The sequence below is a fragment of the Microbacterium terregens genome (assembly GCF_039534975.1).
Taxonomy (GTDB): domain Bacteria; phylum Actinomycetota; class Actinomycetes; order Actinomycetales; family Microbacteriaceae; genus Microbacterium; species Microbacterium terregens.
Window position 1 is genome coordinate 2,248,175 of sequence record NZ_BAAAWH010000001.1, and the last position, 19,567, is coordinate 2,267,741.

18 protein-coding genes are annotated in these 19,567 nt (G+C 69.4%); 7 read left to right on the forward strand and 11 right to left on the reverse strand.

Annotated elements, in window-relative coordinates:
• Positions 1-53 precede the first annotated feature (53 nt).
• Positions 54-554 (reverse strand): DUF2004 domain-containing protein, encoded by a 501-nt coding sequence (locus ABD655_RS10355; protein ID WP_344713745.1) that lies wholly within the window; start codon positions 552-554, stop codon positions 54-56.
• Between the two features lie 83 nt (positions 555-637).
• Entirely contained in the window at positions 638-1,507 is an 870-nt protein-coding gene (gene ftsY / locus ABD655_RS10360; RefSeq protein ID WP_344713747.1) for a signal recognition particle-docking protein FtsY, read from the reverse strand.
• Positions 1,508-1,660: 153 nt separating this feature from the next.
• Here ftsY and ABD655_RS10365 point away from each other — a divergent pair, with 153 nt between their 5' ends.
• Complete coding sequence (locus ABD655_RS10365) at positions 1,661-4,207, forward strand: DUF4062 domain-containing protein (RefSeq protein ID WP_344713749.1); 2,547 nt, start codon at positions 1,661-1,663, stop codon at positions 4,205-4,207.
• On the opposite strand, the gene smc is transcribed toward ABD655_RS10365, so the two are convergent.
• Positions 4,204-7,821, reverse strand: a complete 3,618-nt coding sequence (gene smc / locus ABD655_RS10370; RefSeq protein WP_344713751.1) for a chromosome segregation protein SMC — start codon at positions 7,819-7,821, stop codon at positions 4,204-4,206. The genes ABD655_RS10365 and smc overlap by 4 nt on opposite strands.
• A gap of 483 nt (positions 7,822-8,304) precedes the next feature.
• Here smc and ABD655_RS10375 point away from each other — a divergent pair, with 483 nt between their 5' ends.
• The 3 genes from ABD655_RS10375 to ABD655_RS10385 are packed head-to-tail and all read left to right on the forward strand — an operon-like array spanning position 8,305 to position 10,801.
• Positions 8,305-8,565, forward strand: a complete 261-nt coding sequence (locus ABD655_RS10375) for a hypothetical protein (protein ID WP_344713753.1) — start codon at positions 8,305-8,307, stop codon at positions 8,563-8,565.
• Between the two features lie 59 nt (positions 8,566-8,624).
• On the forward strand, positions 8,625-9,707 hold the full coding sequence (locus ABD655_RS10380; RefSeq protein ID WP_344713754.1) for a GNAT family N-acetyltransferase: 1,083 nt from the start codon (positions 8,625-8,627) through the stop codon (positions 9,705-9,707).
• Positions 9,704-10,801 carry a GNAT family N-acetyltransferase gene (locus ABD655_RS10385; RefSeq protein WP_344713755.1) on the forward strand — a complete coding sequence of 366 codons (1,098 nt, stop codon included), beginning with the start codon at positions 9,704-9,706 and terminating at the stop codon, positions 10,799-10,801. The genes ABD655_RS10380 and ABD655_RS10385 overlap by 4 nt, the downstream gene beginning before the upstream one ends.
• Here the strand turns inward: ABD655_RS10385 and mutM are convergent.
• The 6 genes from mutM to ABD655_RS10415 all read right to left on the reverse strand — a co-directional run bounded on the left by mutM (position 10,794) and on the right by ABD655_RS10415 (position 16,070).
• On the reverse strand, positions 10,794-11,735 hold the full coding sequence (mutM, locus tag ABD655_RS10390; RefSeq protein WP_344713757.1) for a bifunctional DNA-formamidopyrimidine glycosylase/DNA-(apurinic or apyrimidinic site) lyase: 942 nt from the start codon (positions 11,733-11,735) through the stop codon (positions 10,794-10,796). The two genes, ABD655_RS10385 and mutM, sit on opposite strands and share 8 nt — an antisense overlap.
• 70 nt (positions 11,736-11,805) lie before the next feature.
• Positions 11,806-12,498, reverse strand: coding sequence for a ribonuclease III (gene rnc, locus ABD655_RS10395; protein WP_344713759.1), 693 nt, complete (start codon positions 12,496-12,498; stop codon positions 11,806-11,808).
• Positions 12,499-12,514: 16 nt separating this feature from the next.
• A complete protein-coding gene (gene rpmF, locus ABD655_RS10400; RefSeq protein WP_243075058.1) occupies positions 12,515-12,724 on the reverse strand; it encodes a 50S ribosomal protein L32 in 210 nt (69 codons plus the stop codon).
• A gap of 37 nt (positions 12,725-12,761) precedes the next feature.
• Positions 12,762-13,238, reverse strand: a complete 477-nt coding sequence (locus ABD655_RS10405; RefSeq protein WP_344713762.1) for a YceD family protein — start codon at positions 13,236-13,238, stop codon at positions 12,762-12,764.
• Positions 13,239-13,369: 131 nt separating this feature from the next.
• Positions 13,370-13,867: a pantetheine-phosphate adenylyltransferase gene (coaD, locus tag ABD655_RS10410; RefSeq protein ID WP_344713763.1), complete on the reverse strand. Its 498-nt coding sequence runs from the start codon at positions 13,865-13,867 to the stop codon at positions 13,370-13,372.
• 40 nt (positions 13,868-13,907) lie between these two features.
• The gene (locus tag ABD655_RS10415) at positions 13,908-16,070 is read right to left on the reverse strand and encodes an ATP-dependent DNA helicase RecG (protein ID WP_344713764.1); all 2,163 of its coding nucleotides are present in this window, start codon (positions 16,068-16,070) and stop codon (positions 13,908-13,910) included.
• Between the two features lie 73 nt (positions 16,071-16,143).
• On the opposite strand from ABD655_RS10415, the gene ABD655_RS10420 reads away from it, so the two are divergent.
• Complete coding sequence (locus ABD655_RS10420; protein ID WP_344713765.1) at positions 16,144-16,722, forward strand: 1-acyl-sn-glycerol-3-phosphate acyltransferase; 579 nt, start codon at positions 16,144-16,146, stop codon at positions 16,720-16,722.
• Between the two features lie 80 nt (positions 16,723-16,802).
• Here the strand turns inward: ABD655_RS10420 and ABD655_RS10425 are convergent, their stop codons facing one another.
• Positions 16,803-17,366: a hypothetical protein gene (locus ABD655_RS10425; protein WP_344713766.1), complete on the reverse strand. Its 564-nt coding sequence runs from the start codon at positions 17,364-17,366 to the stop codon at positions 16,803-16,805.
• 128 nt (positions 17,367-17,494) lie between these two features.
• Here ABD655_RS10425 and rsmD point away from each other — a divergent pair, with 128 nt between their 5' ends.
• Positions 17,495-18,061, forward strand: a complete 567-nt coding sequence (rsmD, locus tag ABD655_RS10430) for a 16S rRNA (guanine(966)-N(2))-methyltransferase RsmD (protein WP_344713768.1) — start codon at positions 17,495-17,497, stop codon at positions 18,059-18,061.
• A gap of 2 nt (positions 18,062-18,063) precedes the next feature.
• Here the strand turns inward: rsmD and thiL are convergent, their stop codons facing one another.
• Positions 18,064-19,059, reverse strand: a complete 996-nt coding sequence (gene thiL / locus ABD655_RS10435) for a thiamine-phosphate kinase (protein WP_344713770.1) — start codon at positions 19,057-19,059, stop codon at positions 18,064-18,066.
• Between the two features lie 32 nt (positions 19,060-19,091).
• Here thiL and ABD655_RS10440 point away from each other — a divergent pair, with 32 nt between their 5' ends.
• Positions 19,092-19,559, forward strand: coding sequence for a DUF3515 family protein (locus tag ABD655_RS10440; RefSeq protein WP_344713772.1), 468 nt, complete (start codon positions 19,092-19,094; stop codon positions 19,557-19,559).
• Positions 19,560-19,567 lie beyond the last annotated feature (8 nt).

The window sequence follows — 19,567 nt, forward strand, 5'->3', positions numbered from 1 at the left end:
CTTTCCTTCGCCCATCGCCGTGCAGGGCAGCATGCGAGCCGGGGATGCCGCTCTCAGTCGGCGCTGGTGACCGAGAGGATCGCGCCGTCCGAGTCCAGATTGACCAGGAGGACATCGTCGGTGGCGTCGGGGTCCAGCGCGTACTCGAGTACCGCGAACGGGTCGGCCCCGCCGTGCTCATCGGCGAGGATCGTCATGCTCATCAGCTGCAGGGAACGGATCACATCGACCTGCGTGTCGCCGGAGATGTCGACCAGCAGCTCTTCGAGGTCGTCACCGAGCGTCGCCTGCTGGTGCAGGATGTACTCGATCACCTCACTCGTGCGGTCATCGAGCTCGGACACCATCGCGTTGCGGGCCGTGTGATCGATCGACTCGATCGATGAGATCAGGCTCGCCGCGACATCCAGGGCAGCCTCGGACACATCGTCCTGGTCGGGCGCCGTGAGATCGACGGTCACCGTCTGATCCCCGAGATCGACGTTCTCGGACCAGAAGATCGACCCGTCGGGGCCGGACTCCAGGAGTCCGAAGTAATCGTGCTCAATCGCCATATCCCCATGAAACCAGCACGGCGGCATCGGCGCTATCCCGCTGCGGCGAGCCGCGAGGTTCGCGGTCGGATATCAGGAACCGGTCAATCGACCAGGGCCGCGGCAAAGACGTGCGGGGTGAAGCCGGTGAGGTCGCCGATGCCCTCGCCCTGCCCGAGGAGCTTGACCGGGATGCCTGTCCGCTCCTGCACGGCGAGGACGAACCCGCCCCGCGCCGAACCGTCCAACTTGGTGAGCACCAGCCCGGTGACACCGGCGTGCTCCAGGAACGCCTGTGCCTGCAGGACCCCGTTCTGCCCGGTGGTCGCGTCCAGCACGAGCAGCACCTCGCTGATCGGGGCCCGTTTTTCGATCACGCGCCGGATCTTGCCGAGCTCGTCCATCAGGCCGCCCTTGGTGTGCAGGCGGCCGGCGGTGTCAACGAGCACGATCTCGGTCCCGGTGCGCTGTGCGTATTCGATCGTCTGAAAGGCGACGGATGCCGGGTCCTGCCCTTCGTGCTGCGGGCGGACGATCGCCGCTCCCCCGCGCTCGGCCCATGTCGCGAGTTGGTCGACGGCGGCGGCCCGGAAGGTGTCGGCCGCGCCGACGACCACGCTGCGGCCATAGCGCTGCAGGAACTTGGCGAACTTGCCGATCGTCGTGGTCTTTCCGACGCCGTTCACGCCGACCACCAGCACCACCGCCGGGCGCTCGGTCAGATGCAGGGTGGTGTCGAACTTCGCGAAGTGCTCTTCGAGCGTTTCCTTGAGCATCCGCTGCAGGTCGCGCGGGTCGGTCGTCCGATAGCGCTCGACCTTTTCACGCAGCTCGTCCACGATGCGCTCCGTGATGTCGGGACCGAAGTCCGCGGTCAGCAGCGCCGTCTCGAGGTCGTCCCACGTCGTCTCATCGATCGTCGGGCGCACGAACATGCCGCGCAATGCGCCGCCCAGGGACCACTTCTCTGCCATGCGTCAAGCCTAGGCTCTGGTATCCGGGGAACTCGGCGCCGGCCCGCCTGCAGTCGCGCTCGCGTACAGCGCGGCTTGCAGAGCATGATGAAGGTCATGTCATCAGGGACGCCAGCGCCGCCCGAGATCAGGACGCCCGATCAGCGGCTTCGCGTGTTCGTCAGTTCCACGCTCGCGGAACTCGCCGAGGAGCGCGCAGCGGTCGCCCGAGCCATCGAGTCGCTGGGCCTGAGTCCCGTGATGTTCGAGCTGGGCGCAAGGCCCCACCCGCCGCAGGAGCTGTACCGGGCATATCTGGCGCAGTCGGACATCTTCATCGGGCTGTACTGGGAGAGTTACGGATGGATCGGGCCGAACATGGACATCTCCGGCCTCGAGGACGAGTTCCGTCTCTCCGGCCCCCGCCCCCGACTGCTGTATCTCAAGGCGCCGGCGCCGGCTCGGCAGCCGCGGCTGAGCGCGATGATCGACGAGATCCGTGAACAGGGCACGGATGCCTACCGCACGTTCCACACGGCGAAGGAGCTGCGCCGCCTGGTGCGCAGCGATCTTGCGCTGCTGCTGAGCGAGCGGTTCGTCAGCGGCGCCGGCGCCCGAGCCGGAAGACCGCTTTCCGAGCCGGAGACGCACAGCGACCGCACACTGCCGATCACCTCGACCTCGCTGATCGGACGCGAGGACGACATCGAGGCCGTCCTCGCGCTGCTGGATGCGCCCGACGTTCGGATGGTGACTCTCAGTGGCGCAGGCGGCCTGGGCAAGACACGGATCGCGATCGCGGTCGGCGAGGCGATCGACGCGCGTAACGAGATGCGCGTGGTGTTCGCGCCGCTCGCGGCGACGGCCGAGGCTTCCGCGGTCATCCCTCGCGTGGCGTCGGCCGCAGGCGCCTCGATCGAGGGGATGCGGTCAGCCCGAGACGCACTGATCGACCGGATTGCCGACGAACGCACGCTGCTGATCCTGGACAACCTGGAGCAGGTCGCGGCCGTCGGCCCCGAGCTGCACGATCTTCTCGCACACTGCCCGGGGCTGAAGATCCTGACCACCAGCCGCACCGTTCTTCGCATTCGCGCAGAGCATGAATACGCAGTCGGACCGCTCGCGGTGCCCGCGCCCGCTGAGCAGCTGACGCGGGACGAGGCGCTGGCGCTTCCTGCCGTGCAGCTGTTCGTCGATCGCGCCGTCGCCGTCCGTCGGGGCTTCGTGTTGACTGCCGAGAACAGCGGCGCCGTGCTGCAGATCTGCCGGCGGCTGGATGGCGTTCCGCTGGCGATCGAGCTCGCGGCGGCGCGGATCCGACTGCTGGAGCCTGACGCGCTGCTCTCGCGCCTGGAGCACGTGCTGGACGCCTTCGGCGCCGGCCCTGTCGACCTGCCCGAGCGGCAGAGGACTCTGCGTGCCACCGTCGAGTGGAGCGTCGGACTGCTCGACGAGGCGCAGCGGGGCCTGCTGGCGACACTGTCCGTCTTCGCCGACGGCTGGACCATCGCCGCGGCCGCCGAGGTGTGCAGCGAAGACGAGGACCGCACGCTCGATCTGCTGGATGCCCTCGCCGGCCACAGCCTGGTCAGCGTCGACGCGGCCGGAGCGGAGCCGCGCTTCCGGATGCTGTCGACGGTGCGCGAGTTCGCCGGTGAGCTGCTGCGGGGCCCGGCGCGAGATGAGGTGGAGCTTCGCCACGCCGAGTGCTTCTCCAGGCTCGTGGAGAGCGAGGGCCCGCCGGAAGAGCTCGTCGAATGGACCGATCGACTGGCCGCGGACGAGGAGAACATCCGCGTCGCGATCCGCTGGCTGTTCGCCCACGACGTGACCCGGCTCCCGCACCTGCTGCGCACCCTGTGGTTGTTCTGGCAGATGCACGATCGGATGTCCGAAGGACGCGACTGGGCACGCGAACTCTACGGCCGCGTCGATCTGCGCGCGCTGGACCTCCGCGCAGCCGCCGAGTTGACCTTCATCACGTCCGTCACCGCGGTCGAGGTCGGCGATGACGACGGGGCACTCGGGACGATCGAGCCCCTGCAGCGGCTGATCGGCGAGGTGGATGACCCGGGACTGCGCAGCCTCTTGTGGCTCGCCGTCTCCTGGGCGCTGCCGATCACCGGTGACGTCACCGGCGCCTTGAACGCGGCGAACGCGGCGTACGAAGGTTTCGCCGGGAATCGCGACCCGTTCGTCGCCGCCGCGGCACTCACGGTCGGGATGGTGAGGATGTCGTTGGGCGATGACGAGTCAGCGCGGCCGTATCTCCTGGAGGTGGACCAGCTCGGATCCCGCTTCGACCTGCAGTGGCTCACATCGAGCGCGCGCACCCACCTCGCGGTCATCGACGTGCAGGCCGGCGATCATGATGCCGCGCGGCGTCAGCTCCGCCGCGTGATGGCCGACCTCGACACGGGTCGTACCGCGACTCTGACGGCGTGCCAGATCCTCTATGCCTTCGGTCGTCTGTCTGCCGCCGAGGCCGTTCCTGCTGCGGCCGTCACCGCGATCGGTGCCATGGACGGGCTCCGCGCTCGGGCCGGCAGAGTGCCATGGCCGAACTCGCGGCGGGGCGAGGCCGATCTGCGCGCCCGCATGTCGGAGCAGGTCGACCCGGAGGAGTGGGATGCCGCGTACGCGGCCGGGCACGAGATGCGCATGAAGGATGCGCTCGGCCTCGTTCGCCACGACGTCGAGGACGCGCCGACTTCCTAGGCCGAGGCGCGCTCGCCCACGCGCTGACCGACGACCGCCGACACGCCGTCCTGACGCATCGAGACGCCGTAGAGCGCGTCGGCGATCTCCATGGTGCGCTTCTGGTGAGTGATGACGATGAGCTGGCTGCTCTCGCGCAGCCGTTCGAAGACGCCCAGCAAGCGACCGAGATTCGCGTCGTCGAGCGCGGCTTCCACCTCGTCGAGGATGTAGAACGGGCTCGGGCGTGCCATGAAGATGGCCACCAGCAGCGCGACGGCCGCGAGTGACCGCTCGCCGCCGGAAAGCAGCGAGAGACGTTCGATCTTCTTGCCGACGGGCCGCACGGATACCTCGATGCCGGTCGTCAGCGGATCGCCCGGATTGGTCAGGCTGATGCTGCCTGTGCCGCCCGGGAACAGGACCGGAAACACCTCACCGAACGCCACCCGCGTGTCCTCGAACGCCGCCAGGAATATCGTCTGCATCCGCTCGTCCAGCTCGTCGATGATCGTGAGCAGGTCCGAGCGGGTCTGTGTCAGATCCGCGAGCTGCTCGACGAGGAACTTGTGGCGCTGCTCGAGTGCGGCGAACTCCTCCAGCGCGAGCGGGTTCACGCGCCCGAGCTGCGCAAGCTTGCGTTCCGCGTCTTGCAGTCGGCGGCGCTGCTGAGCACGATCGAACGGGACGGATGTTGCTGCGGAGGCATCGGCCCGTCCCTCTTTCCCTTCCGCCTCAGTCTCAGCCTCAGTCTCAACCTCAGCCTCAGCCTCAGCCTCAGCCTCAGCCTCAGCCTCAGCCACGCTCACGGCACTCGGAACCGGTTGATCCGGGCCATATTCCGAAAGGAGAATATTTTCATCGAGGCCGAGCTCTGACGCGACGCGCTCGAGCAGGCTCGAGACGTGCAGCCGCTTCTCGTGAATCTGCAGTTCCAGTCCGTGCACGCTCTCGGTCAGACCGGACAGTCGATCACGGATCGTTGTCTCCTGTCGCCGCAGGTCGGCCAGCTCGGTGCTGACCGCGGTGCGAGCCGATTCGGCCGACGCGAGCTGGACCCGCGCGAGGCTGACGGAGCGGTCGACCGAATCCAGCACTGCGGGCAACTGGGCGGCCACACCGGCGGCGATCTCGCGCTGCGCCCGCCGCAGAACCGCACGCCGCGCGGCCTCGGCCGCCGCGGCACGCTCCCGCTCGCGCTGCCGTTCGAGCTGCACCACCCGCGCCTCGCCCGCGCGAACCCGCTCTTTGAGCGTCTCGACATCCAGGCGCGCGCGCATCTCCGCGTCCCGGGCAGCTTCGAGCTCGGCGAGCATGCCCTCGCGGGCGGACGCGTCGAGGATCGGGCGCGGCGCCTCACGGGCACGCATCAGTCGCTCCTCGGCCGCGTCCACCGCGCGCTCGGCCTCGTCGACGGCCGCCGCGGCCTGCGCAAGACCGATGGCCAGGCGTTCGCAGTCGGCGATGGCAGCCTCGTGCCGGACGGTGGCCCGGTTGGCCTTCTCCGCGTGCGCGGCCAGTGCGGCATCGTGCTCCCGAAGGGAGGCGAGCGCCGACTTCGTGCGCTGCCGGGAGTCTTCCAGCCCACGCACTTCGTCAGCCAGGGCCTCACGCAGTGAGTCGGCGACCATCACGATCTCGCTCCGGCGCTCCGCCGCGGCATCCCGCTCGGCCGCCAGTTCGAGCCGGGAACGACCCTGTCCCGAACCGGAGCGCAGCGTGTACTCGGTGTAGACCTCACCGGCGCGCGTCACGATCGTGACGGGGCCACCGAGGTCGGCGGCGGCGAGAGAGCGCCCGGCCGCGCGGGCCGCCTCGAGATCCTCGGCGACCACGACATGCGACAGGATGCCGAGCACCCCGTCGGGTGCGGTGACGACGTCCCGGGCCGGAACGACGCCCGCCGTCGACGGAAAGGCCGGCGCCGGCGCCTGTGCAAGGGCGATGGCGATGTCCACGACGCCGAGGTCGCCGCCGCTGACCGTGTGGGCGACCGTGAACGCATCGTCGCGGCTGTCCACGAGCACGCCTTCGGCCAACGGGCCCAGCGCGGCGGCGATCGCCGACTCGTACCCGGGCGTGACCTTGATGGAGTCTCCGAGCAGGCCACGGATACCCGAGCCGCCGCGCGCGACGAGCTCTGCCGCGGCGTTGCGGACATCCAGGGCGCGACCGAGGGCGGTGGTCTGAGCGGCAAGGGATTCGCTCTCCCGCTCCGCGGCATGCAGTCGCTCGCGGAGAAGACCGACGGCGGCTTCGGCATCCGTCGCGTCCCGCTGGGCGCGCTCGTACGCAGAGGCGAACTCGGCGGCGGAACCTTCGGGAACCACGTCGGGACCGACGCCGGCCAGCTCGGCCTCGGCTTCGGCGCGACGGGCCAGCGCGGCATCCAGCGCCCGCTGCTGGCGTTCCACGCCGGCGCGCACCGCGGTCAGCGCCGACGCGGCGGCCTCCGCCGAGCCGCGCAAGGCGGTCAGTCGCATGTCGTGCTCCGAGACCAGCGCACTCTGGGCAGCGATGTCCGCGTCGAGCGCATCCAGTTCGCCGCGTGAGCGCACGACATCGCGCGATGCCTCGACCGCCGCATCCTGGGCAGAGCCCAGCCCCGCGGCGATCTCTTCGATCTCTGCCCGGACATCGTCGATCATCGCCTGCGAGACCGTCGTGAGCTCCAGACCCTGATCGTCCGCGGCCTCGCCGAGAAGGGCGAGCCTCTGCCCGGTCAGGGCGTAGAGGCTGCGCAAGCGCTCCTGGACACGCTCCAGACCGTGGGCGATGCTGCGCGCTTCGTCCACTCCTTCGGATCGCTGCTGCTCCTCCAGTGCGGCGATGCGGGTGCGCAGGCTCTCCGCCTGATCCTGCAGCACCAGCCGCTCGGTGTGCCGCTCCTGCTCGCTGCGCGCATGGGCGGCCAGCTCCGACCGCAGACCGGCCAGCTCATCGGCGAGCAGCCGCGCACGGGCGTCCCGCACGACGGCGGCGATGGTCGCCGCCTCCCGGGCGATCTCGGCCTGCCGGCCGAGCGGCTTGAGCTGGCGGCGCAGCTCGCCGGCAAGGTCGCTGAGGCGCGTCAGGTTCGCCTGCATCGCCTCGAGCTTGCGGAGGGTCTTCTCTTTGCGGCGGCGGTGCTTGAGGATGCCGGCCGCCTCTTCGACGAAACCGCGGCGTTCCTCCGGAGATGCCTGCAGCACGCTGTCGAGCCGACCCTGACCGACGATGACGTGCATCTCCCGGCCCAGCCCGGAGTCGCTCAGCAGCTCCTGCACGTCCAGCAGCCGGCACACGCCGCCGTTGATCGCGTATTCGCTGGCCCCGTTGCGGAACAGCGTCCGGCTGATGGTGACCTCGGAGTAGTCGATCGGCAGGGCGCCGTCGCCGTTGTCGATCGTCAGTTGGACTTCGGCCCGGCCGAGTGGTCCTCGCGTCGCGGTACCGGCGAAGATGACGTCTTCCATCTTGCCGCCGCGTAGAGTCTTGGCTCCTTGCTCACCCATCACCCATGCGAGCGCGTCGACCACGTTCGACTTGCCCGAGCCGTTCGGGCCGACGATGCAGGTCACGCCCTGCTCGAAGGCGAAGGTCGTCGGCTGGGCGAACGACTTGAACCCTTTGAGCGTCAAGCTCTTCAGGTGCATGGAAGCGTCCTCCGGCCCGGTCGATTCACGGGTTCACGCTACCCGAGGACGCCGGCGGATCCGCGCAGGCGGGCCGGACCCGGCGCTCGAGGGGAGCGGTCGCCGACATGTCGCGACACGCCCGTCGGGTGTCGAGTCTGCGAATTCCCTTGACGCAACCCGCGGCCCGCGCTATCGTCTCTTCTCGCGTCCAACTCTTGAAGGGAGGTCACCGATGATGCACATGATGAACCCAGGCTTCGCGCCCGTTCACCGTTCCCCGTTCTGCGGAATCGCTCCGGTGACCTCGACGTTCGACGCCGCTGCTCCCACCGCCGGCTGATCGCCGCCCAGGAGGACTCTGCCCACCGGACGTTTCCGTCCGCTCGGTCCGTGTATCAGCGGCCCGCGAAGGCAGCTTTTCCTTGAGCTCTCCTCTTGTCGCGTCTCAGCGACACCGCCCGCTCGGGCACCCACCACCACCTTCACTCGAAAGAGACCACCATGAACGACACGCTGGCGCCCGTCCGGTCTCTCGGCTCGGACAGGCTGCTTCCCGCCTCGGCGACGGACGGTGTGCGCTTGGCGCTCACCGACCGGCTCGGGCTGCGGGTCGGCCTCTGGCTGCTGCTTCGCAGCGCCCGTCGCCTCGACAGCGCGCGTGACCACGACGGCCACGCCCGCCGACTCGCGAACTCCCGGTCCCACGACGACCGACTTCACGTGACCCTGCGTTCGCACGCTCTGAGCAGCGTTCGCACCTGATCCCTCCCGGGGCCGTCCAGGGCGGCCCCGGGAACCCACCACTAACGAACGGACCGACCATGATCACCGCACCCGTCGACGTCGCATTGCGTCCGCTGACGATCCCGACGACGATCGATGCGCCGGATGCCGCCGACTTCGTGGAGATGGTCCGTCTGCGCAACCTCATCTATCGCGAGATCTCCGGCCACGACGATCACCGCATCGCACCCGATGAACTGCTCCCCCACTATCAGCCTGATCCTTATCAGGAACGGCGCTGTTGGCTGGTCCAGGTCGACGGCCGGTACGTCGGGCGCGTCGGTATCGATTTCCCCTTGGAAGGCGGATCGCGCAACGCGTTCTGGCTCATCGAACTCCTCCACGAAGTGTGGGGCCGCGGCATCGGCGCGGCGGCGTACGCGCACGTCGAAGATGTTGCGCGACGCTCCGGGCGCAGCGTTCTGCAGTCCTGGGCGGAGCATCCCGAAGCTCCCGGCCCGCGGCTGGAACCGCCCACCGGCTTCGGATCGATCCCGCGCGACCACATCGCGCGGTTCTTCGCTCGCCACGGCTACACGCTCGAACAGGTGGAGCGCAGCAGCGCGTTCGACCTGCACGGATCGTTCGAGAAGGTCGAGCGGCTGCTCGCCGACTCGACCGCCCCGTCGACCGCCTACCGGCTGGTGCGGTGGTTCGCACCGACCCCACCGGAGTTCGCTGATGGATACGCGTGGATGAAGTCGCGCATGATCACGGACGCCCCCGCCGCGAACCTCGAATTCGATGAGGAGGTCTGGGACGCCGCGCGCGTCGCTCGGCATGACTCGCTCTACACGGCGGCGGGCCGCACGCTGCAGGTGACGGCCGCGCAGCACGTCGCGACGGGTGAGCTGTGCGCCTTCAACGAGCTGGTCATCGGCAAGGACCGTACGGAGGCCTCCAGTCAGGAGGACACGCTGGTGCTGAAGGAGCATCGCGGTCACAAGCTGGGCACGCTCGTCAAGTGCGCCGGCCTGCTGTCCTGGCGCGAGGTCGCGCCGGAGTCCCCCCGAGTCATCACCTACAACGCGGAGGAGAATCGCCCGATGCTGGATATCAACGAGGCGATCGGCTTCGCGCCGATCGCGTACGAGGGTGCGTGGAAGAAGGTCCTGGAATGAACGACCTGACCCAGGAGACCCGCCTGACGGTGTCACGTCTCGCTGTGCCGGCCAGCCTCGAGGCACCCGACGCGGGTCCTTTCCTCGAGATGGTCCGGATCGGCAACGCGGTGTGTCTTGCCGACGCGGGACACGACGACCTGCGCGAGGACGCCGAAGAGGTCTTCGGCTTCTGGCAGGACCAGACCGACTGGACCCAGCTCGGCTACGTCGCAGAACGGGACGGGCAGATCCTCGGCGCGGTCAAGATCCTGATCGCCAACCAGGACGACGTGAGCTCCGTCGAGTTCGACCTGATGATCGACCCTGTGCACCGAGGCGAAGGCGCGGAGCAGGCGCTGCTGACTGTTGTGGAGGACGAGGCCCGCGCCCGCGGCATCCGGACGATCCAGACCTGGACCCTGCACCGTCCGGACGCGCCGGGACCCCGCATCGCACCGCCCACGGGGTACGGGTCGGTCCCGGCCGATGACCCCCAGACGGCGTTCCTGCGCGACACCGGATTCACGCTCGAGCAGGTCGAGCGCAACAGCGTGTTCGACCTGCGTGCAGACTTCGACGTCCTGGAGCAGATGCTCGCGGCGGCGCAGACCGTCGCCGGCGACGACTACCGGCTCGTGATGTGGACCTCCCCCACGCCGCCCGAGCACCTCGACGGGTTCGCGTATGCGATCTCGCGGATGTCGACCGACGCGCCGACGGCGGGACTTGCCATGGACGAACAGCACTGGGATGCCGCCCGCGTGCAGCGCCGTGACGCCCGGCTGAAGGCGCAGGGTCTCACGGTCTCCGTCGCCGCCGCACAGCACGTGTCGACCGGAACGATCGCGGCGTACAACGAGCTGGTGATCGCGGAGGACCACACCGGTGCGACGCAGCAGTACGGCACGCTCGTCCTGAAGGATCACCGCGGACGCCGACTCGGTACCGTCGTCAAGTGCGCCAACCTGCTGCGCTGGCGGGAGCTGGTCCCTGAATCCCCCCGGGTCTCGACGTTCAACGCCGAAGAGAACCGGCACATGCTGGACATCAACGAGGCGATCGGTTTCATCCCGGCCTCCTACGCCGGCGCCTGGCAGAAGCTGCTCAGCTGACCGGGCGTGACCGGTCCCTGCGCTTGTCGAAGGGCTGGCAGTGCGCGCAGTAATGGCTGGAGCGATTCATGAACGACACTCGGACGATGGGCCTGCCGCAGCGCGGACACGGCTCGCCGGTCCGGCCGTACGCGTTGAGGGAGTGTGCGAAGTAGCCGGCCTGACCGTTGACGTTCACGTACTGCGCGTCGAAGCTCGTACCGCCCTCTGCCAGCGCGCGCTCCAGCACTCCTCGCACATCGGCGAGGAGTCGGTTGACCGCGCGGGTGGACAGTGCACTCGCCGGTGTTCCGGGGTGGATGCGGGAGTGCCACAGCGCTTCATCGGCGTAGATGTTGCCGACACCGCTGAGTACCGACTGATCCAGGAGAACCCGTTTGATCGCAGACTTCTTGCGCGCCAGCGTCGTTCGGAACTCTAGATCCCGGAATGCGGGGTCCAGGGGGTCGCGTGCGATGTGGGCCACCTGACTCGGCACCGTCGCGTCAGGCGATCCGAGGCCACCGGGCGCGGCATCCGGTGTCGGCACCAGCGTGTCCAGGGTCAGGGAGCCGAAGGTGCGCTGGTCGGCGAACACGACCGTGAACTCGCCATGCTCAGGATGCTGGATGTCCAGGCGCACGCGCTCGTGCCGCTCCGCCGCGGTGCCCGGCGTCCGCAGCAGGAGCTGACCGCTCATGCCCAGATGGGCGACGAGCGCGTCGGCGGCGGGCGCATCGTCCGGTCCTGGCTGCAGCGGCATCCACAAGAACTTGCCCCGCCGTGCCGCGCTGCGCACGACGCGCCCGGTGAGCGCAGCCTCGAATTGCGCCGCCGAGCCGGAATACCGGGTCAGGGCGCGCTCGTCCAGGACCGTGACCCCCAGGACGGTCGCCCCGGTCACCGCCGGATCCAGCCCCGCGCGCACGACCTCGACCTCGGGCAGCTCAGGCATGATTCAGCTCAGACATGATTCAGCTCAGACACGTTTCAGCTCAGACAGCGGTGCAGCGTGGAGTCACGATTCAGGTGCGGCCGCTGAGCTCGCGCCACGCGATCAGGGCGGCTGCCATCTCCGCCTGCTTCTTGCTTGACCCGGTGCCCGCTGCCGAGTATTCGGCGACCGTGACGGTGGCGGCGAACACGCGACTGTGGTCCGGCCCGGTCGAGGAGACCTCGTAGACGGGCGGTGCCGCCCCGATGTGCGAGGCGAGCTCCTGCAGCGTGGTCTTCGGATCGACCGATGCGCCGTCGCGGTCGGGGTCATCCAGCAGCGGATCGATGAGGCGCAGGACCAGCGCTGTCGCCGCATCCGGACCGACCGACAGGTAGGTGGCGCCGATGACGGCTTCCATGGTGTCGGCCAGGATCGAGTCCTTGTTCCGGCCACCGGTCTGCTCTTCGCCGCGGCCGAGCTTCACGTATTCGCCGAGACCGATACCGCGGGCGACCTCGGCCAGAGCGACAGTGGACACGACGCTCGCACGTCGTTTCGCCAGCGCGCCCTCATCGAGCCCCGGATTGGACGTGAACAGTCGGACCGTGACGGCCTGGCCCAGAACCGAATCGCCGAGGAACTCGAGTCGCTCGTTGTGCGGCACCTGGCCATGTTCGTACGCCCACGATCGGTGGGTCAACGCAAGCGACAGAAGCTCGGCGTCGATGACGACGCCGAGCTTGTCGGTGAGTTCGGTGCGCTGTGCTGACACGTCGTTCACGGCAGCAGCGAGCGGCTCAGACGTCAGCGACCTTGCGGCCCTTGTACTCGAGGAACAGCTCCGTGCCCTGCGAGTCGGTGACGACCTTCGCCTGGTGCGGACGGCTGTAGACGACCTTGCCGTTCTCGATCGTGGTCGTCAGCGTGATGGGCGCCGCCTTCCACTGGGCACGACGCGAACGGGTGTTGGAGCGGGAGACCTTCCGCTTCGGGGGGTTACCTGCCATGGCTTGCTCTCTTCTGTGTTCTCGGCGTCGGATTCCGCTAGTTGCGCGGCTCTTCGTCGTCGTGGTCTGGGGTGAATTGCTGGAGCGCAGCCCAGCGAGAATCGAGGGGCGTGCGCTGCTCTGTTCCGGTGCTCACGGCCAGCCGCTCACCCGTGGCCGCATCGAGGCCGGGGCAATCCGGCTGACACACCGGTTGAAACGGAAGCGCCAGTACGGTCGCATCCCTGACCAGAGTTTCAAGATCCACGTGGTCGTCTTGAACCCCGAAGTCAGTTGCTTCCATTTCAGGATACGCGAAAAGCTCCTGGAACTCGACTTCGACAGGCTCGACGATATCCGTCAGGCATCGGCCGCAGACTCCGGAGTACTCGGTTTCGATGCGACCGGTGGCGAGAATCCCCTCGTGGACCGACTCGAGGCGCACATCGACGAGGACGGATTCGCCCTCGGGAACGCTCACCAGACCCTCGCCCCACTTCTGCGGAGCGGGTACGTCGAGGGTGAACTCGCGCATCTCGCCGGGGTGATGGACGATGTCGCGCGCAGGGACGACGAAGGGGCCGGAACGGTGCTTTCTCACGGTCGTCAATGCTACCGGGATGCGGATGGGCGACGGCTGAATACGGCGGATCGGCCGCGATCGGCTCAGATGTCGCGCGCCCCGGTGTCCAGGAAGCGGGCGACCGCGGGGGGAACGAAGGGCGAGACGTCGCCGCCGAGCGCGGCGACCTGTCGCACGAGCGAGCTCGACACCAGGGCATGTGCGGGGTCAGGAAGCAGGAACACGGTCTCCACGTGGGCGAGGTGCCGATTCACGATCGCCATCGGCGTCTCGTAGGCGACATCGACCTGCGAGCGAATACCTTTCACCAGCACGCCGGCACCGACGTCCGTGGCGTAGTCCACGAGCAGGCCCATGCTCCACGACGCGACGGTCACATCGCCAACGACCCCATCCTCTGCGATCGACTGCTCGAGCAGACTGAGTCGCTGGGCGATCGGCAGCATCGCCTCTTTGCCCGGATTGTGCACGACCAGCACGTGCAGCTCGTCGTAGAGCGCGGCGGCGCGACGGATGACATCCAGGTGACCCAACGTCGGCGGGTCGAAGGATCCGGGGACGACGGCGATCCGACTGCTCATGGGACGAGCCTATCGGCGGTCCGTCGAAGCACTCGCCGCGTCAATTCTTCGCCAGGGCCGCGCGCTCCTCCATACCCAGGCGGCGCTCGAGCGCCGCTGCCAGCCCGGCGTGTTCCTTCAGAGCAGGGTCCTCGTCGAGCACGTGCTCGGCGGCCACGCGAGCCGCCGCGATGATGTCGGCATCCGTCACCACCCGCAGAAGGCGCAGCGACGACCGGACGCCGGACTGCGCATCGCCCAGCACATCGCCTTCACCGCGGAGGTCCAGATCGACCTCGGCGAGGGCGAACCCGTCGAGCGTGCTCGCCACCGCGTCCACGCGTTCCCGCGCGGGCGTCCCTGCGGGTGCCTCGGTCACGAGCAGGCACAGACCTGCGATCGCACCCCGGCCGACCCGGCCGCGCAGCTGGTGCAGCTGTGACACGCCGAAGCGGTCTGCTTCGAGGATCACCATGGTCGACGCGTTCGCGACGTCCACACCCACCTCGACGACGGTCGTGGCCACCAGCACGTCGATATCGCCGCGCGCGAACGACTGCATGATCGCGTCCTTCTCGTCCGAGGGCATCTTGCCGTGCAGAGGCGCAACCCGCAGATCGGCGAACGCCGGATGCCGAGACAGCAGGTCGATGACCTGCGCCACGCCCCATCGCGTGCGCGGAGCCTCGCCGGCGACGACGGCGACCGGCTCATCGGCCGTGTCGTCCTTGACGGACGCCTCAGCGTCGATGGCCGCACACACCACGAACGCCTGGTGCCCCTGGGACACCTCCTCGGCGATGCGATCCCACACCCGCGAGAACCAGCCGGGCTTCTCGGCGAGCGGCGCGACGAACGTCTCGATCCCGGCGCGGCCCTCCGGCATCGTGCGGATCGTCGACACGTCGAGGTCGCCGAAGACGGTCATCGCCACCGTGCGCGGAATGGGCGTGGCCGTCAGCACCAGTGCGTGCGGCGCAGCGCCCTTCGCGCGCAGCGACTCGCGCTGTTCGACACCGAAGCGGTGCTGCTCGTCGACGACGACCAGGCCCAGGTCGGCGAACGTGGTGGTCTCGCTCAGCAGGGCGTGGGTTCCGATGACGATGCGCGCCTGACCCGAGGCGGTCCGCAACGCGGCCTTGCGACGCTCAGCGGCGGGCATCTGCCCCGTGAGCAGCGTGGGCATGAGTTCGGGCGCGAGCTGAGGCCCCAGCACCCGTGCGATCGAGCGCAGGTGCTGCCCTGCGAGGACCTCGGTGGGGGCGATCAACGCCGCCTGACCGCCGCTTTCGGCGACCTGGAGCATCGCCCGCAGCGCGACCAGCGTCTTTCCGGACCCCACTTCACCCTGTACGAGGCGGTTCATCGGCCAGTCGCCGACGAGGTCGGAGGAGATCTGATCCCCGACCGACACCTGGTCGGGTGTGCGGGCGAAGGGAAGGGACTCATCGAACTCCGCCAGCAGTCGGCCCGGCATCCGGCGGGTCGCCGACAGTGCGCGCACGAACTGCCGCTGCTGCAGGAGTGCGACTTGCAGGACGAACGCCTCGTGCATGCGCAGAGTGCTGCGAGCCTGCTCGATCTGGTCCTCGAAGTCGGGGCGGTGGATGCGCTCGAGCGCCGTGCGCGCGTCCAGAAGTCCGTCCCGTCGACGCAGCTCCTCCGGGAGCGGGTCGGCGACCGGTCCGAGACCGTCCAGGACGAGCTCTACGATCTTTCGCAGCTGCCAGCTTGCGATCGAGCTGGTGGCCGGATAGATCGGGATCGGGAGGTTCGCGTTGGCCTCTGCGGTCAGCCGCGCGGTCTCCTCGTCATCGAACAGCTCGTAGTCGGGATGCGCGAGCTGCTTTGCGCCGCGGTACTCCCCCACCTTGCCGGCGAAGACCCCACGGCGCCCGGGCTGCAGGTCCTTCAGACGCCAGGACTGGTTGAAGAACGTGAGGGACAGTTCGCCCTGGCCGTCGCTGATCACGACCTCCAGCAGCGAGCCTTTGCGGTTCTGCATCCGTCGCTCGCTCGCCCGGCGCACCTCCGCCACGATCGTCACCGGCTCGCCGACCGGAAGCGACGAGATGGGGGTGAGCTCACCGCGGCGCGCGTAGCGGCGCGGGTAGTGCGCGAGCAGGTCGCCGACGGTGCGCATGCCGAACGCCTTCGCCAGCGCGGTCGCCGTCTTGCCGCCCACGGCGCCGTCGAGGCGCGATTCGAGGGCGAAGGCGGGCATCCTCCGAGTCTAGGCAGGACCGGCGACGAGGGCGGTGCCGAACATCACCAGGGTGGCGGCGTACGTTTGTCGGATGCTCCGCCTCCTCGCGCGCCCGTACTGGGCGCTCAGCCGATGGACGCTGTCCACAGAACCGGCCCCCGCGCGTCCGACCGTGCTGCTCGGCGTCCCCCACACCTCGAACTGGGACTTCGTCCTCATGCTCGCGATCGCCTGGCGTCTCGGCATCCCGTTCCGATGGCTGGGCAAGGAGAGCCTGTTCCGGGGCTGGCGAGGCCGGATCATGCGCGGCCTCGGGGGCATCGCCGTGGATCGCGCGGACCCGTCGCGTGTCGTCGAGGAGGTCGTCGCACGCATCCGGCACGGCGAGGACTTCGGGCTCGTCGTCACTCCGGAGGGCACCCGCGGCTCCGGGTCGTACTGGAAGTCGGGCTTCTACCGGATCGCACAGGATGCCGGTCTGCCGGTCACGCTCGGCTACGTCGACCGCACCACCATGACGGCGGGGCTGGGGCCCACAATCGAGCTGACCGGCGATGTGCGCACCGACATGGACCTCATCCGCGCGTTCTACGCGGACAAGTCAGGACTCCGCCCGGAGCGGCGGACGGAGCCGCGGCTCCGCGAGGAGGACACGGCTCCGCCCGCCTAGCGCTCAGCGGCGCGGCGAGTGCGCTCGCCTGTCGCAATCCGCCGGGCACGCCGGCGTGTTGCGACAGGCGAGCCGGGTGATCAGCTCCAGATCTGGCCGGCGATGTCGGACAGGAACGCATTGCCGTTGCGCTGGTACGTCTCGAAGTACACCCACACGCCGTCGCGGGCGACCACGGCCTCTTGCACCCCGGCCATGCCGGACGGCTCGGTTTCGCAGTAGCTCGCACCGAAGTCATCCGCCACCCCGCAGGTCCAGCCCTGCCCGGGAAGCGCGTCCACCGCAGCCGTGACATCGCCCGCGTCGGCCGTGCTGATCAGCAGGAGCACGCCGGCGACCTCGTCGATGATCCAGTCGCAGCCGAAAACGAACTGCGCGTTCTGCGGCGCCTCGCGCACGAAGCCCGTACCGTCGCTCTGCAGCGTCATGTCGCCCACCGTGTCCTGGCGAGACATGTCCGTGCCGAGGGTGTTGCAATCCGACGGAATGTTCGCGGGCGCCACGGTCGGAGCCGGCGGCTCGGTCGGCTCCGGCTCGGGCGGCGTCGTCTGGGTCGGGATGGGCGTCGGCGTCGGCGAGGCGGTGGGTGAGGCCGAGCCTCCCGCGCACGCGGTCACGGCCAGGGCGAGGATGCCGGCGAGCACGATGGTGGACAGGGTACGTGTGCTCGCTCGACGCATCGACGGTTTCCGCATCTCTCAGGTTGACTGTTAGAGCTGAGCATAGGGGTCGGCCGAACGCGCGCCTCACTTCGCGCGACTATCGTGTTCGTGTGACACGGATCATCGCGGGACGCGCTGGGTCGATTCCGCTCGAAGTCCCCGATGCGGGCACTCGGCCGACGAGCGATCGTGTCCGCGAGTCCCTCTTCGGCGCGTTGGAATCGGCCGATGCGCTGCGGGGTGCCGCGGTGCTCGACCTGTACGCCGGCTCCGGCGCTCTCGCGCTCGAAGCGGTGAGCCGGGGCGCGGCATCCGCCGATCTGGTGGAGAAGTCCCCGCGCGCCGCCGCGATCGTCGAGCGCAACGCGGCGAAAGTGAGCCGCTCGGTCGGACGGGACGCCGCGATCCGGGTGCACCGCAGCACGGTGTCCGCGTTCCTGGGCGGCCGGCGGGGCCCGTTCGATCTGGTGCTCATCGATCCCCCCTACGACCTGCGCGAGAGCGAACTGACCGATGCGCTCACGTTGCTCGTCCCATCGCTCGCTGCGGACGCGAGGGTCATCGTGGAACGGGCGGGGCACTCACCCCAGCCGACGCTCCCGGCCGGCCTCACGCACGTCCGCGAGAAGAAGTACGGCGACACCGTGCTGTGGTGGATCGATACCGCGACCGCGTGACGCTACCCGCCGTGCGCGTCCCAGTCGCGATACGGATCCCAGCCGCCCGGGCCGGCGTAGGCGGCGCCGTCCACCAGCACGGCGTGCGAACCCCGTTCCACGACCCGTCCGATGACCCGGAATCCCTCCGGCAGCGCGTCAGCCGACGGGAACGCCGCCAGCAGCGCGTGGTCTTCTCCGCCCGTGAGCGCGGCGGCGGGGCCGGCGCCGAGCTCCGCGGAGTCGATGTCGATCGTCACCCCGGATGCCGCGGCCATGCGGGACGCGTCCAGCACGAGTCCGTCCGAAACGTCCATCATCGCGGTGGCCCCGGCATCGGCCGCAGCCATGCCGTCGACGATGGGCGGCGTCGGGCGCAGCTGAGCGGCGAGGGCCGCCGCATCGTCGTCACCGAGCGCGTCGTGATCGACCCGCACGGGCTCGCCGGCGGCATCCCGGAATCGGTCGAACAGGATCGCGAGCCCACGGCCCGCGGCGCCCAGACGGCCGGCAACGGCCACCACGTTTCCGGCTCGCGCCCCGCTGCGAAGGATCGGTGCACGTCCGTCCAGCGAGCCGAGAGCCGTCACGGCGATCGTCAGGGTGTCGGAGACGGTCAGGTCGCCGCCCTCGACCGCGCAGCCGGGCGCAAGGGCATCGCAGGCGGCGCGAAGTCCCTCGGCCACCTGCTCGACGAACGACGCCCTGGTGTCGTTCGGCATCGCGAGTGCCACCAGCAGCGCGGTCGGGCGCGCGCCCATCGCGGCGATGTCGGCGAGGTTCACCGCGGCCGCCTTCCACCCCAGGTCGTATCCGCTGGACCACGCGAGGCGGAAGTCGGGACCGTGCACGAGCGTGTCGGTCGTCGCCACCACGCGCCCGTCGGGTGCGGCGAGCACGGCGGCGTCGTCACCGGGTCCGACCAGCGCGTCCGATCCTCCGAGTCTGGCGAGGATCCGCCCCAGGATCGCTCCCTCCGACAACTCGCCCACGGTCGGGTCGGTGGGAGGCGGGGTCACCCTCCCACGCTAGCGCTGGGTAGCCTGGAGGAGTGCCCCGATCCCCCGCCGCGCTGGTCCTGCTTCTCGCAGGCCTTGTCGCGCTGACCGGCTGCGCCTCGACCGTGTCGCTTCAGCCCGCCGACGACGCGAACGACCCGACCTGCGCCGATGTCACCGTGCGACTGCCCGCCCTGGTCGACGGCGAAGAGCGTCGCTGGACCGACGCCCAGGCGACCGGGGCGTGGGGTGATCCGGCATCCATCATCCTGAGCTGCGGCGTGACGCCGCCCGGACCCACGACGCTGCCCTGCCAGAGCGTGAACGGCGTCGACTGGATCATCGACGAGTCCGAGGCACCGCGCTACCGGGTCACCACGTTCGGCCGCACGCCCGCGGTCGAGGTCTACCTCGACAACGACCTGGTCTCCAGCGCCGCGGTGCTCGACACGCTCTCGCGCGTCGTCTCGATCCTGCCGACCGACGGATCGGCCTGCACGGATGCCGAGACGGCGCCCTAGCGACACGG

Bases quoted from the DNA above. Each gene is read 5' to 3' on its own strand.
- mutM (WP_344713757.1), bottom strand. From the start codon at position 11,735: ATGCCTGAGCTGCCCGAGGTCGAGGTCGTGCGCGCGGGGCTGGATCCG.
- coaD (WP_344713763.1), bottom strand. From the start codon at position 13,867: ATGAGCAGTCGGATCGCCGTCGTCCCCGGATCCTTCGACCCGCCGACG.
- smc (WP_344713751.1), bottom strand. From the start codon at position 7,821: ATGCACCTGAAGAGCTTGACGCTCAAAGGGTTCAAGTCGTTCGCCCAG.
- ABD655_RS10355 (WP_344713745.1), bottom strand. From the start codon at position 554: ATGGCGATTGAGCACGATTACTTCGGACTCCTGGAGTCCGGCCCCGAC.
- ABD655_RS10420 (WP_344713765.1), top strand. From the start codon at position 16,144: ATGCTCCGCCTCCTCGCGCGCCCGTACTGGGCGCTCAGCCGATGGACG.
- ABD655_RS10415 (WP_344713764.1), bottom strand. From the start codon at position 16,070: ATGCCCGCCTTCGCCCTCGAATCGCGCCTCGACGGCGCCGTGGGCGGC.
- rpmF (WP_243075058.1), bottom strand. From the start codon at position 12,724: ATGGCAGGTAACCCCCCGAAGCGGAAGGTCTCCCGCTCCAACACCCGT.
- ABD655_RS10405 (WP_344713762.1), bottom strand. From the start codon at position 13,238: ATGCGCGAGTTCACCCTCGACGTACCCGCTCCGCAGAAGTGGGGCGAG.
- ABD655_RS10385 (WP_344713755.1), top strand. From the start codon at position 9,704: ATGAACGACCTGACCCAGGAGACCCGCCTGACGGTGTCACGTCTCGCT.
- ABD655_RS10375 (WP_344713753.1), top strand. From the start codon at position 8,305: ATGAACGACACGCTGGCGCCCGTCCGGTCTCTCGGCTCGGACAGGCTG.
- ftsY (WP_344713747.1), bottom strand. From the start codon at position 1,507: ATGGCAGAGAAGTGGTCCCTGGGCGGCGCATTGCGCGGCATGTTCGTG.
- ABD655_RS10380 (WP_344713754.1), top strand. From the start codon at position 8,625: ATGATCACCGCACCCGTCGACGTCGCATTGCGTCCGCTGACGATCCCG.